General features: G+C 40.3%; 13 protein-coding genes and 1 other annotated feature. Of the genes, 1 reads left to right on the top strand and 12 read right to left on the bottom strand.

Annotated elements, in window-relative coordinates; translation table 11 throughout:
* Window positions 1-138 precede the first annotated feature (138 nt).
* The 10 genes from ACSYTJ_RS03590 to parE all read right to left on the bottom strand — a co-directional run bounded on the left by ACSYTJ_RS03590 (window position 139) and on the right by parE (window position 12,450).
* Window positions 139-909 carry an acetoin reductase gene (locus ACSYTJ_RS03590; RefSeq protein WP_491719504.1) on the bottom strand — a complete coding sequence of 257 codons (771 nt, stop codon included), beginning with the start codon at window positions 907-909 and terminating at the stop codon, window positions 139-141.
* Between the two features lie 46 nt (window positions 910-955).
* Window positions 956-1,181, bottom strand: a binding site (T-box leader).
* A 68-nt stretch (window positions 1,182-1,249) separates the two neighbouring features.
* Window positions 1,250-2,647 (bottom strand): hypothetical protein, encoded by a 1,398-nt coding sequence (locus ACSYTJ_RS03585; RefSeq protein ID WP_491719503.1) that lies wholly within the window; start codon window positions 2,645-2,647, stop codon window positions 1,250-1,252.
* Between the two features lie 350 nt (window positions 2,648-2,997).
* Complete coding sequence (locus ACSYTJ_RS03580) at window positions 2,998-3,603, bottom strand: tyrosine-type recombinase/integrase (protein ID WP_491719502.1); 606 nt, start codon at window positions 3,601-3,603, stop codon at window positions 2,998-3,000.
* A gap of 317 nt (window positions 3,604-3,920) precedes the next feature.
* A complete protein-coding gene (locus tag ACSYTJ_RS03575; RefSeq protein ID WP_491719501.1) occupies window positions 3,921-4,922 on the bottom strand; it encodes a DUF3324 domain-containing protein in 1,002 nt (333 codons plus the stop codon).
* Between the two features lie 8 nt (window positions 4,923-4,930).
* Window positions 4,931-5,524 (bottom strand): hypothetical protein, encoded by a 594-nt coding sequence (locus ACSYTJ_RS03570; RefSeq protein WP_491719500.1) that lies wholly within the window; start codon window positions 5,522-5,524, stop codon window positions 4,931-4,933.
* Window positions 5,525-5,856: 332 nt separating this feature from the next.
* Entirely contained in the window at window positions 5,857-6,375 is a 519-nt protein-coding gene (msrA, locus tag ACSYTJ_RS03565) for a peptide-methionine (S)-S-oxide reductase MsrA (protein WP_491716253.1), read from the bottom strand.
* A 45-nt stretch (window positions 6,376-6,420) separates the two neighbouring features.
* A complete protein-coding gene (msrB, locus tag ACSYTJ_RS03560) occupies window positions 6,421-6,846 on the bottom strand; it encodes a peptide-methionine (R)-S-oxide reductase MsrB (protein WP_491716252.1) in 426 nt (141 codons plus the stop codon).
* A gap of 182 nt (window positions 6,847-7,028) precedes the next feature.
* Window positions 7,029-7,958 carry a manganese-dependent inorganic pyrophosphatase gene (locus tag ACSYTJ_RS03555; protein WP_491716251.1) on the bottom strand — a complete coding sequence of 310 codons (930 nt, stop codon included), beginning with the start codon at window positions 7,956-7,958 and terminating at the stop codon, window positions 7,029-7,031.
* 71 nt (window positions 7,959-8,029) lie between these two features.
* On the bottom strand, window positions 8,030-10,426 hold the full coding sequence (gene parC, locus ACSYTJ_RS03550; RefSeq protein ID WP_491720129.1) for a DNA topoisomerase IV subunit A: 2,397 nt from the start codon (window positions 10,424-10,426) through the stop codon (window positions 8,030-8,032).
* Window positions 10,427-10,494: 68 nt separating this feature from the next.
* Entirely contained in the window at window positions 10,495-12,450 is a 1,956-nt protein-coding gene (gene parE, locus ACSYTJ_RS03545; protein WP_491719499.1) for a DNA topoisomerase IV subunit B, read from the bottom strand.
* 189 nt (window positions 12,451-12,639) lie between these two features.
* Between parE and plsY the strand changes: the two genes are divergently transcribed.
* On the top strand, window positions 12,640-13,260 hold the full coding sequence (gene plsY / locus ACSYTJ_RS03540) for a glycerol-3-phosphate 1-O-acyltransferase PlsY (protein WP_491719498.1): 621 nt from the start codon (window positions 12,640-12,642) through the stop codon (window positions 13,258-13,260).
* Window positions 13,261-13,305: 45 nt separating this feature from the next.
* On the opposite strand, the gene ACSYTJ_RS03535 is transcribed toward plsY, so the two are convergent.
* Window positions 13,306-14,187 (bottom strand): aldose 1-epimerase family protein, encoded by an 882-nt coding sequence (locus ACSYTJ_RS03535; RefSeq protein ID WP_491719497.1) that lies wholly within the window; start codon window positions 14,185-14,187, stop codon window positions 13,306-13,308.
* A gap of 75 nt (window positions 14,188-14,262) precedes the next feature.
* A complete protein-coding gene (gene hslU, locus ACSYTJ_RS03530; protein WP_491719496.1) occupies window positions 14,263-15,681 on the bottom strand; it encodes an ATP-dependent protease ATPase subunit HslU in 1,419 nt (472 codons plus the stop codon).
* Between the last annotated feature and the right edge of the window lie 16 nt (window positions 15,682-15,697).

Genomic DNA, 15,697 nt, shown 5'->3' with positions numbered 1-15,697 from the left:
ATGACTATTTAGGGCTTACAAGATGTATATTTAAATATGTCATTTTTTGTCCCATTTATATCGATTATGATAATTGGATTAAAAAATCGACGATCCGTGATTGAACGAACCGTCGATTTGGAATTAATATTTTGTTTTTTAGAGGTAGTGCATCCCACCATCGACCATGATCGATTGGCCGGTAATGTATTCTGTCTTTGGCGATACCAACCAAGATACGACGTTGGCAACATCTGCTGGTAATGCTTCACGACCGCGGTCAATTTCGGTTAAGACGTTGGCGCGTTGCTTAGCGATTGGGATGTTCTTGATCTCAGAAGTACGCTTATCGATTGCATCCCGCATTGGGGTTCTGACCACACCTGGATTATAAGCGTTCACCGTGATATCATCTGCTGCTAATTCTTTTGCTGCGGATTGTGTTAACCCACGAATCCCAAACTTAGATGCTGAATAAGCACTTTGCAATGCGGAAGCTTCGACCCCGGCTAGCGAGGCGGCGTTTACGATTCGTCCACCATGGCCCTGCTTTAAAAATTGCTTGGCAGCGGCTTGAATGCCCCAAAAAGTACCCTTTAAGTTCACGTCGATCAATCGTTCGAACTTCTCAGGGTCTGAATCAACGATCGAATCAATGAACGCAATTCCAGCGTTGTTGACCCACACGGCTAGTTCACCGAGATCATTGACCGCATCCGCCGCTAATTGAAATACCGCTTTTCGATCAGAAACATCGACCGTATAAGCATGAGCTGAATAGCCTGCATTCTTTAGATCATTTGCGACCTTCACTGCGGATTGTGCGTTAATATCTGCAACAGCGATTGCAAACCCATCCTTTGCTAATTGGTGAGCAATTCCTTCACCAATTCCTTGTCCTGCACCAGTAATAACTGCAACTTTTGCCATTTGAATTCCTCCTTTAAATTAAAAAAAGAGCGCTAACATCCCTAATAAAAAGGACGAAAGCACTCTTTTCCGCGGTACCACCTTATTTTGATAGTTTATAAAACTACCACGCTTTAACTTCTTAACGGAAGGCTCCGAAGTTACTTCATAATTCAACTCAGTAACTTAAAGGATGCAAAGACCATCTTCAATCAAGCAAGACCAATGCTTTCCACCATCCGCATCTCTCTATAGGTCATAACTTAACTTACTCATCTTTTCTTTATTTCGAACAATATTAATTATTAACTACATTATAATCATAATATGACGTAAAGCAACTGTTTGAACTTAGCACTAATTATTTCGGCATTAGTTTGCCGCCACCAGTTAGCTTATAAGTTTGCCCATCAAGCCAGGCATTACTACTGTTGCTTTTATCATAATAAACGTTATGCCCATTTGATTTGATGTTCTTAATTGAAGTTTTACTGCCAACTAAAGCCGTTAAATAAGAGTCTTTGGTGACGTTCCAACTACTATCTGCACTTAACGTTAGCTTTGCTAAGCCACTGCTATCGGCATTATTGATACTTCCAGATAAACTAGAACCATCCCTTAAGGTCAATGCAACTGAGCTTTTGGCAGCCACTTCAACGTTTCCGTTCAAGGTCTGCTTGGTAGCGGTGAATGCTAGTTTACCGCCGTTACTATTGCTATTGCCCCACCGATCACTAGCGGCTCTAATCAATATATCAGATGCGTTCGTTAATTTAACGTTGTTCAAATTGATCTTTGCATTCGTGTTGGTGACGTAGAACAATGCTCCCGTATGCTTAGTCGTCCCCGTTGAGCCGTCAGTGACCTTAGATGTCAGTGAACCACCCTTCATTGTGAACGAGGCAGTCCCTGTTTTAGAATCACCAGACATACTTTGGTACAACATGACACCATTGTTCTTGTTGGCTGTCAAGTGGGAATCAGCAGCGTTGATATTGTTATCGCCTTCGATCACAGCAGCTTCTGCATCGCTTGCGTTTCCTTGAACGTTCTTAACGCTGATTTTACCAGTGGAGTAAATAATTGGCGAACCATCCCCAGCTGTCTTGAGGTTACCAGTGTTCAATGAAACGCTCCCGCCCCCACGATCAGTGGCTAGCGTTGCAGAATGGCTCCCCTTGGTTGAAATATTAGTGTTAGTAGCAACGATGCTCCCCTTTTGAGTGGCATCTAAGCCCCTAGATGAATCCTTTGTGGTATTGATTTTGGCGTTGTTCAATTTAATGGTCGCATTCGATCCAGTTGAGAACACCGCATTCGCACCGTTAGCAGCTGTTGTCTCGGTTAGCCCATTGACAGTGGCCGTCGCATTACTAGTAACTAGTAATCCGGCGTTTTGGCCAAAAAAATTACTGTTGTCCTCGCTAGTCGTTTCGCCTGTTTTTGCGATCACACTATTGTTGAGTGTCAAGTTCCCACCATTTTTGACTAACACAGCGGATTTATTTTTCTGATTGGTGCTAAAATCAGCATCACTTTGCGTCGTATTACTAGTGACGGTCTTGTCACCCGTGATATCAGCACTACTGGAACTTGAGGATGAGTTTTTAGAATCAGGTTTGGCACTTGGTTTATTGTTTTGGACCATGGCGGCATGGACCAACGGATCTTGAATTTTGTTGATCGGAGTGGCGGTAAATCCTAATAATGAAGCACTTAATAAAATGGAAACTAGAATGTTCTTATGATTTCTTTTCATAATAAAGACTTCCTTTGCTTTTATATTTTGCTATTAATTATCGTCACGTTCATTTCTAATTGTGACCAGATGTTGCGGTTGATAGACCCACTTAGCAGCAATTGGTACCACTAAAGCGATTGAGAGGATACTGATCAATAGTTTATTTTTAATGTTGAATTCCTTCTTTCCTCTTGAATTGACATTAGTATATTTGATTCTGGCATCATTTGGAATCACTTTTAACCGAACGCAAACAAACCTTATTCAACGTAAGGGAATGTACAATGTTTTTAGGAAATGGCTAATAAACTTAAATGAAGCTTAAAATAAAAACACCCTAGAAATCAGAGTTTCTAAGGTGTTTTTATTTAACCAAAATCGATCGTATCAAAAATACTTCTTTTTGTGATCTCATCCAATCCGAGGTAATGTAATGTCATCGCCTCACTAGAATGATTCAATGACTGCATCACCAATGCAATATTATGGTTAGTCTGCTCATAGAGTCGATATGCGCCCGTTTTACGCATGGTATGGGTACCAAGATAATCAATATCTAATAATTCTCCTGTTCGTTGCATGATCTTATAAAATTGGTTGACGGTAATATGCCGATCTGGATACATGATCGAAGGAAAGAGCCATTCAGAATTTTGATGCCGATCTCTAAGCAGCTTTTGTCGCCATTGTTGATATTGTAATAAATCATTGGCGACTGGTTTTAGATACAAACGGTTTTGCTTCCCAGTTTTTTGATCATGGATGTAACTGCTATCCTTTAAGATGCCATCTATATCGAATGCATCTGAATACTTTAATTTCATTACATCGCTACAACGGAGTAAAGTTGCTTTACCGAGTTGAAAGATCATATAGTTCCTAGGTCCGCTCTTAGCGAAGTTATGCAATAACGTATCCTCTACATCCCGTAGTGTTTGATCATCCTTGATTGGATATACTTTTTCTTCTGCCATTATAATCACCACCTGATGATTATTATATCATTATTTTTAACTAATTCATTAAAACGATGATATGTTTTTGAGATATGATTATAAAAGCTTTTATAATCACGTTTCAGTATCACTATTAGTAAATAACCGTGATATATACATAATAAGCAAAAATGCATAAGAGGCGCTCAGTGCTCAGTTTCGCTATTGCAGTCGACCAGTTAGTCGAACTGGCCTTAAATCAAAACATCCCTAATATCCCTATCTTGATTACTTGTATAATAAAAACCAACCATTAAACATCAGCTTTGAAATGTTCAATGATTGGTTTAAAATATTTAGGCTCTGTGTTTGCCAAGGTAGTAGACCCCTACCATTAATGCAGCCATCCCCAATCCACCGAATAACAGATAAATTAAGATTGGTGGATGCGATTTGGAATGGACTTGTTTTTGCGTTGCTGAAGCTATCTTTGCATCGATCGTAAAATCGTTTTGAAAGTGCCAATGGGCTTTGCCAGAAGTAATTGCTAACTGCAATTTATACTTTCCAGCGTTCAACTTTCGATTTAAAACGATCGGATAGCTCATCCGCGTTAGTGGTGCCATGTTCATGTTGGCTTGTTGCTGTTTGAATACGACTTTATTAGTGTTATTATCGACAACCTTAGCATTGATATTCATTTGGCCGAACATCGTTGGCGTTAAGTTATCGAGTTTAGCGATAACAGTTGGATAATCATAATCGATCTTTGCTGATACGCTGTGTAACCCAAGTTTAGTATTAATGATGCGGTCATTTTCATGCAACACGATCGGGATGGCATACGCGATCGTGTTTTTAAAGCTGACCCCTGATTGCTGACTTTGATGCCCACTGCTTCCTTGAGTAACGTAAAAGCCACCAGCGATCACCCCATCAAATTTCTTTTTAGGCACGGTAAGCGTGTATTGTTTAATCACCTTTTGGTGCGGGCCTAATTCGATTTCTTTAGGGCCTGTGATCAAATGATTAAAATTGACACTACCAAAATAACGGTCCTTTAAATTATTAAAGTTATATTGGATTACACCGTTATCACCAGTAACAGCGGTATTGAAATTCAGCTTTAATTTTTGCGATTGACCACTGTTGTTGGCAAAGACCAGTTTAACGTTCAAAACCTCGCCTGGCTTGACCTTTTGTTGAATGGCAGACGTATTCTTAGCATCATCGATCGCTACCGAATAGCTGAACTTATCATTGCCATCATCCGCATGCCCCGTTTGGCCAAACCCCAATAAATTCGTTGCAAAGCAAATACTAACTAACAAACAGATGCGCTTAAGCTTGGTTTTCATTATTGATCCTAGTCATTGTTGGATGCACTAGTCGCAGCCGAATTAACTGTACTTCCGTTAATGGTCCAGTTAATGGAAGCAGAGTATGATGTTGCAACAACGCTTGCGTTTTGATTCAAGTTCAAAACAGGATTCAAGTTCGTGATCGTATGGCCTTCGTTACTCCCTTGAACGACTTGAACGGTAGAATTGTCACCGATCTTAGCAGTGGCGTTTTGATTAACGGTAGCGCCATTATCGGCAGCGGTAGGTGCAAAGTTAATACTCCCGTTCAAGGAATTTTTATTAGTTCCATCAGTTAATGAACTTACGGCAACGGTAACGTTCCACCCGACTGCTCCTAACCCACGATTATCATCGGTCGCAAGGGATGCAGAGGAGGCTTTAGCAGCCGTACTACTATTAGCGATGTCAGATACGGCAACGCTTGTAAAAGTAATGTTAGATGCTGAAGCTACGAGACTGCCCGGCGTAACGGCAACGTTTGCAGACTGTTGAGTTGCTGCTGAATCAGCGTGGGCTAATAAACCAGTCGTTCCAGCAATTGCTAGGAATCCAAAAGTCGAAGATAGTAATAAATTCTTGCTTGTTTTTTTGAACATAATTGACACTTCCTTTTGATAGTGTATAACTTTAGGGACATTTATGCGTATATTGTATATAATGCATTCGTACATAAAGTTACGTTTGTTACATAAAGTATTATAGCACTATCTAAATAGGTTGGATATAAAAATATTAACGTTCTTAAATGCCATGGTGGTAGGGATGTATGGTTATTTAAATTTATTTGCATTTTTGCGAGTTGAAAAAGTTAATTGTGTCACTTAAGTGGTAGCTATTTGAAAAATTATTCGTTTTGATGAATAATTATTTATAAATAAAAAAGTACCGTTGAATTGTTCGATTCAACGGTACTTTTTCAAAGCTTTAATTATTTTTCATTCCAGTGTTGTTTCTTGAAGGCTTCACGGCCACCACTTTCTTCCATCACGTAACGGAGTGGATCCTTCTTGTAGAAGTCTTGGTGATAATCTTCAGCAGGATAAAATGGTTTGGCATCTTCAATTTGAGTCACGATCGGTTGATCGAACATCCCACTGTTTTGTAAATCTTCCTTGGATTTTTCAGCGATCTTTCTTTGTTCAGGACTGTTCACAAAGATCACTGGGCGGTAACTATCACCACGGTCTTGGAATTGTCCTGATGCATCGGTTGGATCAGTTTGATGCCAATAAATCTCCACTAACTTAGCATATGAGATTTTCTTTGGATCAAAGGTGATCTTGACAGCCTCGGTATGCCCAGTCGTATGACTACATACTTGTTCGTACGTTGGGTTGGCAACGTGACCACCTGTATAACCTGAGACCACCTTTTCAATTCCAGGAATCGTATCAAAGGGCTTTACCATACACCAAAAGCAGCCCCCAGCAAAAATTGCAGTTTCCATTCAAATCACTCTTTTCATTTTAGATTTATTCACATTTGCAAAGCATTATTTAAAGTCTTTGAGGTATTCTCCATACCCTTCTTCTTTTAATTTATCAACGGGGATGAACTTAAGCGCAGCGGAATTGATACAGTATCTGAGGCCACCGCGGTCTTTAGGTCCATCTGGAAAAACGTGCCCTAAGTGGGAGTTCGCATCCTTACTGCGCACTTCGTTTCTAACCATCCCATAGGACGTATCTAGATTTGATTTAATATTTTGATCATTAACGGGCTTCGTAAATGCAGGCCACCCACAACCAGAGTCATACTTATCCTTAGAAGTGAACAATGGTTGTCCACTAACCACGTCAACGTAAAGGCCGTCTTCATAGAAGTTATCGTACTTACCACTGAATGGGGCTTCCGTTCCCGCGTTTTGGGTAACATCGTATTGTTCTCTAGTTAATTTACTTTTATCGTATTCAGTCATTTAAAAATCCCCCCGTAAAAATTATATCTTACACTACATATTAATAGTTTAAATAATTCGAGATTAATTGCAAATGATATGCTTACAATTTTAAAGTAAGAACTGCTAGATACAAATTGACCAGCTTTCACCACCACGGGATGGTTAAAACTGGTCAACTGAATTACTATTTAGTTCAAAGATTATTCGAATGCTTCGGTTAATGGAGGAACCACTTGTTTCTTCCGTGAAACAACACCTGGCAAGTTCATTACATCGGCATCGTTTAATTTACCATTGAAGGCTTTTTCAACCGCATCCTTAGGGTCACCAGTAACGATCAATGCAGAATTACTGTCTAAGACGTTGGTAACTAATACCAAGTAAAGATCAAAACCGTTTGCTGCACTAGCCTTTTCCATGGCGGCCTTAATTTCGTCAGTCCGCTTTAGGATATCTTGGAGGTCAACAACATTAATTTGATCGATCCGCACGTTCTTGCCACCCATCGTGAATGACTTAGCGTCTTGGTCGACTAATTCATCAGCGGAACTAGCGTCAACGTTCGTTCCCGCCTTTAACATCTTGATCCCATAATCCTTGTAATCAACATCGGCAATCTTAGCCAATGCTTCCACTGCATCGCGATCTTGATCAGTGGTAGTAGGTGATTGTAATAATAGAGTATCTGAAATGATTGCTGATAGCATTAGACCAGCGATCTTTGCAGGCACTTCAACGTTGTTTTCCTTGAAGAGCTTGTAGACGATCGTACTAGTACAACCTAGTGGTTCTTCACGCATGTAAAGTGGCTTTTCAGTTTCAAAGTTACCCACCTTGTGGTGATCAACGACGTGGGTGATGGTAACATCCTTAATGTCACTGACACTTTGTTGGAATTCGTTATGGTCCACTAACATTACGGAATCGACTTCTGGCTTAGCAGCCGTGATTACCCGTGGTGCTGGTTCGTCAAAGTAATCTAAGACGAACTTCGTTTCATCATTGACTTCGCCCAATGCAACGGCTTCAACATCGTGACCTAACTTATTTTGTAGGTATGCGAATGCCTTGGCTGCGTTAACTGCATCGGTATCTGGATTTTGGTGTCCAAAAACTAATTCTTTACTCATTATTATTGCCCCAATTCTATTAGATAGTTAATATAATGACGCTTCCATTATATTTTAGCACTTTTTGGAAATTAATTTAAAGCTTTTTGAATTGAAATCGGTTCGCCTTCTGATTTAACGTCGATTACGAACGAACCGTTCGAATATCGTTCACTCATTGGGTGATCGATTGGAATCACATCATGCATCCGTCTTCTGTCGGTATAGACATGCAATGGTTGTTCTAAATCGATCGGTGCGACCGTCACAAAAGCAGCGATTGCATGTGGTTGGGACTTGAGGGCCTTTAAGATGATCACCCCGCGCCGTCCTCTTCCAGCTAATGGGATTTGATTGACAGGTAGGTTTTTATAAGCCCCCCGTTGAGTTACGATCGCCATTATGGAATCCTCAGTTGCTAATTGACAACCAGCGACTTGGTCATCGTCTTTTAGATCGATCGAGCGCACCCCAGTACTTTTAGCACCACTAAATGACACTTCACTTAGTTCATAACGTGTTGCCATCCCATTTTGACTAGCAACTACGACTTGGTGGTCGTTCAGATCGCCAGTCAGGTATTCGATCGTTAAGACTTGCGCCGCAGAATCCTTTAACTTCTCATACACACTGGCATGACTCTTATAGGTCCGCCCTGGTAACAACTTGTTAAATTCGGTTAACTTGATATATCCATCGCTAGTGGCAATCATAAAGTGACCGACTTGTTTGAGATCCTTAAAAGCAAACGTCTTGATGATCTTTTCATCATCGGCAAGCCCAATCGTCTGTGAGATGTGTTCACCCGTGTCCTTCCAACGCGTCTCTGAAATTTCAAATACGGGGCGATAGATCAAATGACCCTTATTAGTAAACATCATCAAGTGATCACGAGTGTTCAATTGTTGCATGAAGATGGGATGATCATCTGATTTCAAACCATTTTCGTTGACCTCAGAGGCCCGATAGGATCGAATACTACTACGTTTCAAATAACCATCGTCACTAACTAATACCATGACATCTTCATCAGGGACCGTTACCTTCGTGCTGATCTTAAGGTTTTCGATCTCGGCTTCCACTTCACTGAGGCGACTTGAAGCATACGCCTTCTTGATCGCACGCAACTCGTTTCTAAGCACCGTGTCTAACTTTTTAGGATCAGCTAAGATCGCCTTGAATTTATCGATTTGTTCAGCAAGAGCGGCTGCTTCTTGGTTTAATTGCGTAACGTCAGTATTCGTTAATCTGTATAGCTGTAAATTAACGATCGATTCAGCTTGGGCCTTGGTGAAGTCATATTCATGAATTAAATTTTCGCGTGCAGAAGCCTTATCATTACTTCCGCGGATCGTTTTGATCACTTCATCCAGAATTGATAACGCCTTGATCAACCCTTGCACGATTTCTTGACGATCTAAAGCCTTATCTAAATCGAATTGGGTCCGCTTTTTAACCACGAGTCGTTGAAAATTAAGGTATGAACTCAAGGCACGCTTAAGCGATAACCGTTCTGGACGCATGTTATCGATGGCGACCATGTTGAAGTTATATGAGATCTGTAAATCCGTATTCTTGAAAAGATAGTTCAAGATTCCCTTAGAATCAACATCGCGTTTCAATTCAATGGCGATTGAAAGTCCATTACGATCACTTTCATCCCGCACTTCAGCGATTCCATCGATCTTTTTAGCGATTCTGATTTCATCCATCTGCTTTACTAACTGCAGTTTGTTGACTTCGTATGGAATCTCAGTGACCCGAATCAATTGCTTGTTACCACGAAGGGATTCGATCGCCGTCTTAGAACGAACAGCAACGCGACCCTTGCCAGTTTCATATGCTTTTTTGATCTCATCGATTCCCTGGATGATGCCACCCGTTGGAAAATCGGGGCCCTTGATGTATTGCATTAGGTCCGCAAGCGTTGCATCTGGATTCTTTTGCAATGCGATTACGGCATCGATCACTTCCCCTAAGTTGTGTGGGGGGATGTCCGTTGCATAACCAGCAGAAATTCCAGTTGCACCATTAACTAATAAGTTCGGAAAACGTGCTGGGAGGACAACTGGTTCGTATTCGGTATCGTCAAAATTCAATACCCAATCAACAGTATCCTTATCAATGTCTCTGAGCATTTCACCTGCGATCTTGCTGAGCCTTGCTTCCGTGTACCGCATCGCAGCAGGTGGATCCCCATCCATGGATCCATTGTTACCATGCATTTCGATCAATGGTTCACGTAGCTTCCAGTCTTGACTCATTCTTACTAATGCTTCATAAATTGAACTATCTCCGTGGGGATGAAAGTTACCCATTACGTTCCCAACCGACTTAGCGGCCTTTCTGAACCCCTTATTATAGGTATTTCCATCTTTGTTCATGGCATAGAGGATTCTTCTTTGAACTGGCTTTAAGCCATCCCGCACGTCGGGCAACGCTCTTTCTTGAATGATCGACTTTGAATAACGACTGAATCGTTCACTCATGATGTCTTCAAGCGTTAGCCGTTCAATTGTTTGTCCGTTCTTCAATTAATTGGGCCTCCCTTGATTAACTATTTAGCAGTATTGTCTAATATACTGCCTTCTTCTTCTAGGTTGAATTGAACGTTATTTTCGATCCAATCCCGTCTAGGCGCAACTTTATCACCCATTAAGGTCGTAACTCTGCGATCTGCTAATTTAGCATCATCGATATGGACCTGAATTAACGTCCGAGAACTTGGGTCCATGGTCGTTTCCCATAACTGGTCAGCGTTCATTTCGCCGAGCCCCTTGAAACGTTGCAGGGTATATGGTTTCTTGAATTCCTTGGTCAATTTTTCCATTTCATCATTGGTCCAAGCATAGGCAGTTTTTTCCTTTTTACCGACCTTTTTTTGCACCTTGTAAAGTGGTGGTAAGGCAATGTAGACACGTCCAGCTTCGATCATTGGCCGCATGTACTTGTAAAAGAAGGTCAAAAGTAGGATTTGAATATGGGCCCCATCATCATCGGCATCGGTCATGATGATGATCTTGTCGTAGTTCGCATCTTTAATATTGAAATCAGAACCCACACCAGCGCCCACGGTATAGATCATGGTGCTGATTTCTTCGTTCTTCATAATATCAGGTAACTTAGCCCGTTCGGTGTTCAAGACTTTCCCCCGTAGTGGCAGGATTGCTTGATGCTTACGATCACGGCCCTGTTTAGCAGAACCACCAGCTGAATCCCCTTCGACTAGGAACAATTCATTCTTAGAGGCATCCTTAGATTGAGCGGGGGTCAGTTTACCGGATAGTAACCGTTCTTTTTTACGTTTTTTATTGCCACCACGACTTTCATCGCGGGCCTTTCTAGCAGCGTCGCGTGCTTGTTGGGCGCGTAATGCTTTTTGTACTAGTTGTTGGGCAAAATCACCATTTTCCATCAAAAAGTAAACTAACTTTTCGCTAATGATGCTGTCAACGATCGAACGCGCTTCTGGAGTCCCTAGCTTCCCCTTTGTCTGCCCTTCGAATTGCAATAGTTCTTCTGGTATCTTTAGTGAAATGACTGCTGAGAGCCCTTCTCGAACATCAGAGCCATCTAATTTTTTATTGCCCTTTAATAATCCTACCTTCTTGGCATATTCATTGAATGCCTTCGTCCAAGCACTCCTAAATCCAGATTCGTGGGTCCCCCCATCCTTAGTCCGCACGTTGTTCACGAACGAGAGTGTATTTTCGGTGTACCCATCGTTATATTGAGCTGCCACTTCTACCTCAATACCGTCCTTAGTCCCATTGAAATCCATCACTGGTCCCAAGGTATGCTTACCCTCATTGAGGTATTCAACGAATTCTTCGATGCCCTTTTCAAAGTGGAATTCATCGTGTTTTTGTGGATTGCTTCGTTCATCGGTCAACGTGATCTTGATGCCCCGTAATAAAAAGGCAGATTCACGCAGGCGCTCTTTTAAGATATCATAATTGAATACCGTCGTAGTAAAGATTGCAGGGTCGGGCTTAAAAGTTACCGTCGTTCCGCTGTGTTCATTGGTCTTGCCCAAATCTTCTAGCGTCCCGATTGGATGCCCACCATTTTCAAATCTTTCTTGATACTTATGCCCGTCTCGGACGATCGTGACCATTAGTTCTGTCGATAGAGCATTGACAACACTTGACCCGACCCCATGGAGCCCTCCAGATGTTTTATAGCCACCATTTTCGGAAAATTTACCACCTGCATGTAACACGGTGAGGATCACTTCAGGGGTCGGTTTACCAGAAGAGTGCATCCCAACTGGCATTCCACGCCCATGATCCACGACGGTCAAGCGATTGTCCTTATGGATCGTCACGTTAATTTCATCGCCATAACCAGCCAATGCCTCATCAACGGCATTATCAACGATTTCATAAACCAAGTGATGGAGTCCACTGCCGTTAGTGGATCCAATATACATTCCTGGTCTTTTACGGACAGCCTCTAAGCCCTCTAAGACCTGAATGGAGGAATCATCATATTCTTGTTTTGATTTAGCCATTATGAGAAAACTCCTTTATCTTTCAGAATACAGTCTATATAATAATAACTTATTTGAACAACTTTGCAAATTTATTAAAACGAACGCCCTAACGTTATATGGTATAATGTTTTAGTATGAATAATTTGTAAGTGAACGGGATGGTTAATTTGCATCATTACGATTAACCAATTTATTGGGAGGTTCATTTTGAAAGTCGCGGTATTATTAATCATAGCATACTTATTAGGTTCCATTCCGAGCGGGATTTGGATTGGAAAAACTTTTTTTAACGTTGACATTCGACAACACGGTTCCGGGAATATTGGGACTACTAACACCTTACGAGTGTTAGGACCAATTGCTGGGTCAGTCGTTTTAATTATGGATATTGCTAAGGGGTCCTTATCAGCAGCATTGCCAATAATCTTTAACATTAATTTAGGTTCGATGCACTTAACTGAATTAATTTTTGGATTGTTCGCTATCTTAGGGCATACCTTTTCGATTTTCGATCGATTTAAGGGTGGCAAGGCCGTTGCAACTAGTGCGGGGATGCTACTAACCTATAATCCAATTTTATTCGTTTTAGCAACGTTAGTATTAATTACGGTTTTATACTTGAGTAGCATGATGAGTCTTGCTAGTCTTTGCACATTTATTTTTGTCTCGATTGTGGCCATTTTGATCCACGATTCATTATTGGCAACGATTGCGATTATCCTAACTATCTTTGTCTTTTATCGTCATCGTAAAAATATCCAAAGAATCATTAACGGGAATGAAAGGTTAGTTCATTTTGGGATCAAATATAAACACAGTAACCATTAAATAATTAAAGACGCTTACCGAATCGGTGAGCGTCTTTTTTAATTTCTAGTACACCGTAATGTTGAATTGAGCATCAAAACGACCACCCGCATCAAGACGATTGATTCCCTTTTTATGAATCAATAATCCATCAGATTCGACGTCGTCAGCAATCCCCCACCATGGTTCAATACAGACGAATTGAGCATCCTTAGGATATTGAGACCATAATCCCATGTACTTCGCATCTTTGGCCTGCAATGAGACCCGATGCTCTTCTTGATTAAGAGTGTTTTGTATCATAACATCGACCGAACGGCTGTTTAGATCTAAGATTACAGCATCATTTTTAAATAATTCTCGATTAATGTTGATTGGTTGTTTTAAGTTCAATTCAGTACTATCCTTTGCAGAACTCAATGATTTTACTAGTGGAATTTGAGGATAGCTTTCACTTGGGGTAACTTTGATTTGATAATCATTGAATTGATGATCAGGAATTAATGGAACGTTAAATGCTGGATGGGCCCCAATTGAAAAGTACATCGCCCGATCAGCTGGATTCATAACGGTTAAATCAACCTTTACCGTTGTTTTATCTAATGTATATTTAACGAATAGCATAAAATCAAATGGATATATCTTTTTAGTCTCCGCATTTGATTTTAAGACCATTGTGATCGAATCATTCGTTCTGTCACTCAATTCAAATTCCATATCACGAGCAAAGCCGTGTTGCCCTAATGAATATTTTTTACCTTCATATTCATATTGATCGTTTTTGAGCCGACCAACGATTGGAAATAATACAGGGGCATGCCGTCCCCAAAAATCAGGATCAGCCTGCCAAAGATATTCAATTCCGTTATCACCCTTGATACTATTTAATTCAGCACCCTTTGAATTAACTTTAATTGTTAAGTTATCATCTGATAAAGTGAATATCATGCTATCATCCTCGTCTATAATTAGTTATAAATCAATTCTAGCAAAAAAATTAGCTTAAATCACTTAATTACATAATTAAAGAATAAATTGAGATAGATTTTGGTCCTTAGCCAAATGACCAACTTTATTTTCAACATATTGCTCAGTAATCGTAATATCACCCATTTCCATGTCTGGGCCCTCGAACAAGAGGTCTTCTAATAGTTTTTCTAAAATCGTGTGAAGCCTTCTAGCTCCAATGTTTTGAACATCACGATTAACATTATACGCAATTTCGGCAATTTTTTGAATAGATTCAATAGTAAAAGTAACTTTAATATTATCAGTTCCAATCAATGCAATGTATTGCTTAATTAGCGCATTATTAGGCTTAGTTAAGATATTGACAAAATCTTCCTTGCTAAGTGAATCTAATTCCACCCGAATTGGGAAACGTCCCTGTAATTCAGCGATTAAATCACTGGGTTTACTTTCAGCAAAAGCCCCAGAAGCAATAAATAGGATATGACTAGTGTCAACTAGCCCATATTTGGTGTTAATGTTAGATCCTTCAACGATTGGGAGAATATCTCTTTGTACCCCTTCTCTTGAAACTTCACCCTTATTTTGGGATTGGCCACCGACAATTTTATCAATTTCATCAATAAAGATAATCCCTGTGTTTTGCACTCGGTTAATGGCTTCATGGTAGAGGTCAGCATCATTAACTAATTTTTCTGATTCCTCTCTGATTAATACTTCACGTGCTTCTGAAACCTTCAAATGGGCTTTGATTTTTTGTTTTGGTAGCATACTCCCAAGGGTGTCATTTAAATCGATTCCCATTTGACCAAGCATGTTATTTTGCTTAGAAATTGATTGTTTAGGGTCGTCCATATCAATTTCAACCATGCGGTCTTCAAGTTGGCCTAATTCAAGTTCCTTTAAAATTTGAGCACGCTTTTGTTTTACTTCTTCACTAACTGGCTTTCGTTCAGGTTGTTCCATGTTGGTAGGCATTTTACCCTTTTGTAATTGGTTCAACATGTCCATCATGTTCTTCATATCTGCATTTTGATTTGCTTTTTGGTTATCATCTGGAACCATCAATTCAGCAATCCGTTCGTTGGCTCTTTGTTCAGCTTGACCAGCAACCTTGCTAAACCGTTCATCTTTAACCTGTTTAACAGCATTTTCAACTAAATCTCGTACCATCGATTCTACATCACCACCAACATAACCCACTTCAGTGAATTTAGTTGCTTCGACCTTAACGAATGGAGCATTAACGATTTTAGCTAATCGTCTAGCAATTTCAGTTTTACCGACTCCAGTAGGTCCAATCATTAAAATGTTTTTGGGTGTAATATCTTCTTGCATTGCTTTTGATAGGTGCATCCGTCGATAACGGTTCCTTAATGCAACGGCAACTGCTTTTTTAGCGTCATCTTGACCAATGATATATTCATTTAATTCTTTTACGATTTGTTTTGGGGTTTTATCAATTGCTTTCATCTTGAATCTCCTTAAA

The sequence above is a fragment of the Nicoliella sp. ESL1113 genome (assembly GCF_058509245.1).
The sequence above is the reverse complement of the archived record's forward strand: the minus strand, read 5'-3'. Positions and strand labels throughout refer to the sequence as shown.

What these genes read in the sequence shown, in the direction of transcription:
- ACSYTJ_RS03555 (WP_491716251.1), bottom strand. Translation starts at nt 7,958, where the DNA reads ATGAGTAAAGAATTAGTTTTTGGACACCAAAATCCAGATACCGATGCA.
- hslU (WP_491719496.1), bottom strand. Translation starts at nt 15,681, where the DNA reads ATGAAAGCAATTGATAAAACCCCAAAACAAATCGTAAAAGAATTAAAT.
- ACSYTJ_RS03575 (WP_491719501.1), bottom strand. Translation starts at nt 4,922, where the DNA reads ATGAAAACCAAGCTTAAGCGCATCTGTTTGTTAGTTAGTATTTGCTTT.
- msrA (WP_491716253.1), bottom strand. Translation starts at nt 6,375, where the DNA reads ATGGAAACTGCAATTTTTGCTGGGGGCTGCTTTTGGTGTATGGTAAAG.
- msrB (WP_491716252.1), bottom strand. Translation starts at nt 6,846, where the DNA reads ATGACTGAATACGATAAAAGTAAATTAACTAGAGAACAATACGATGTT.
- ACSYTJ_RS03570 (WP_491719500.1), bottom strand. Translation starts at nt 5,524, where the DNA reads ATGTTCAAAAAAACAAGCAAGAATTTATTACTATCTTCGACTTTTGGA.
- ACSYTJ_RS03585 (WP_491719503.1), bottom strand. Translation starts at nt 2,647, where the DNA reads ATGAAAAGAAATCATAAGAACATTCTAGTTTCCATTTTATTAAGTGCT.
- ACSYTJ_RS03580 (WP_491719502.1), bottom strand. Translation starts at nt 3,603, where the DNA reads ATGGCAGAAGAAAAAGTATATCCAATCAAGGATGATCAAACACTACGG.
- parE (WP_491719499.1), bottom strand. Translation starts at nt 12,450, where the DNA reads ATGGCTAAATCAAAACAAGAATATGATGATTCCTCCATTCAGGTCTTA.
- parC (WP_491720129.1), bottom strand. Translation starts at nt 10,426, where the DNA reads ATGAGTGAACGATTCAGTCGTTATTCAAAGTCGATCATTCAAGAAAGA.
- ACSYTJ_RS03535 (WP_491719497.1), bottom strand. Translation starts at nt 14,187, where the DNA reads ATGATATTCACTTTATCAGATGATAACTTAACAATTAAAGTTAATTCA.
- ACSYTJ_RS03590 (WP_491719504.1), bottom strand. Translation starts at nt 909, where the DNA reads ATGGCAAAAGTTGCAGTTATTACTGGTGCAGGACAAGGAATTGGTGAA.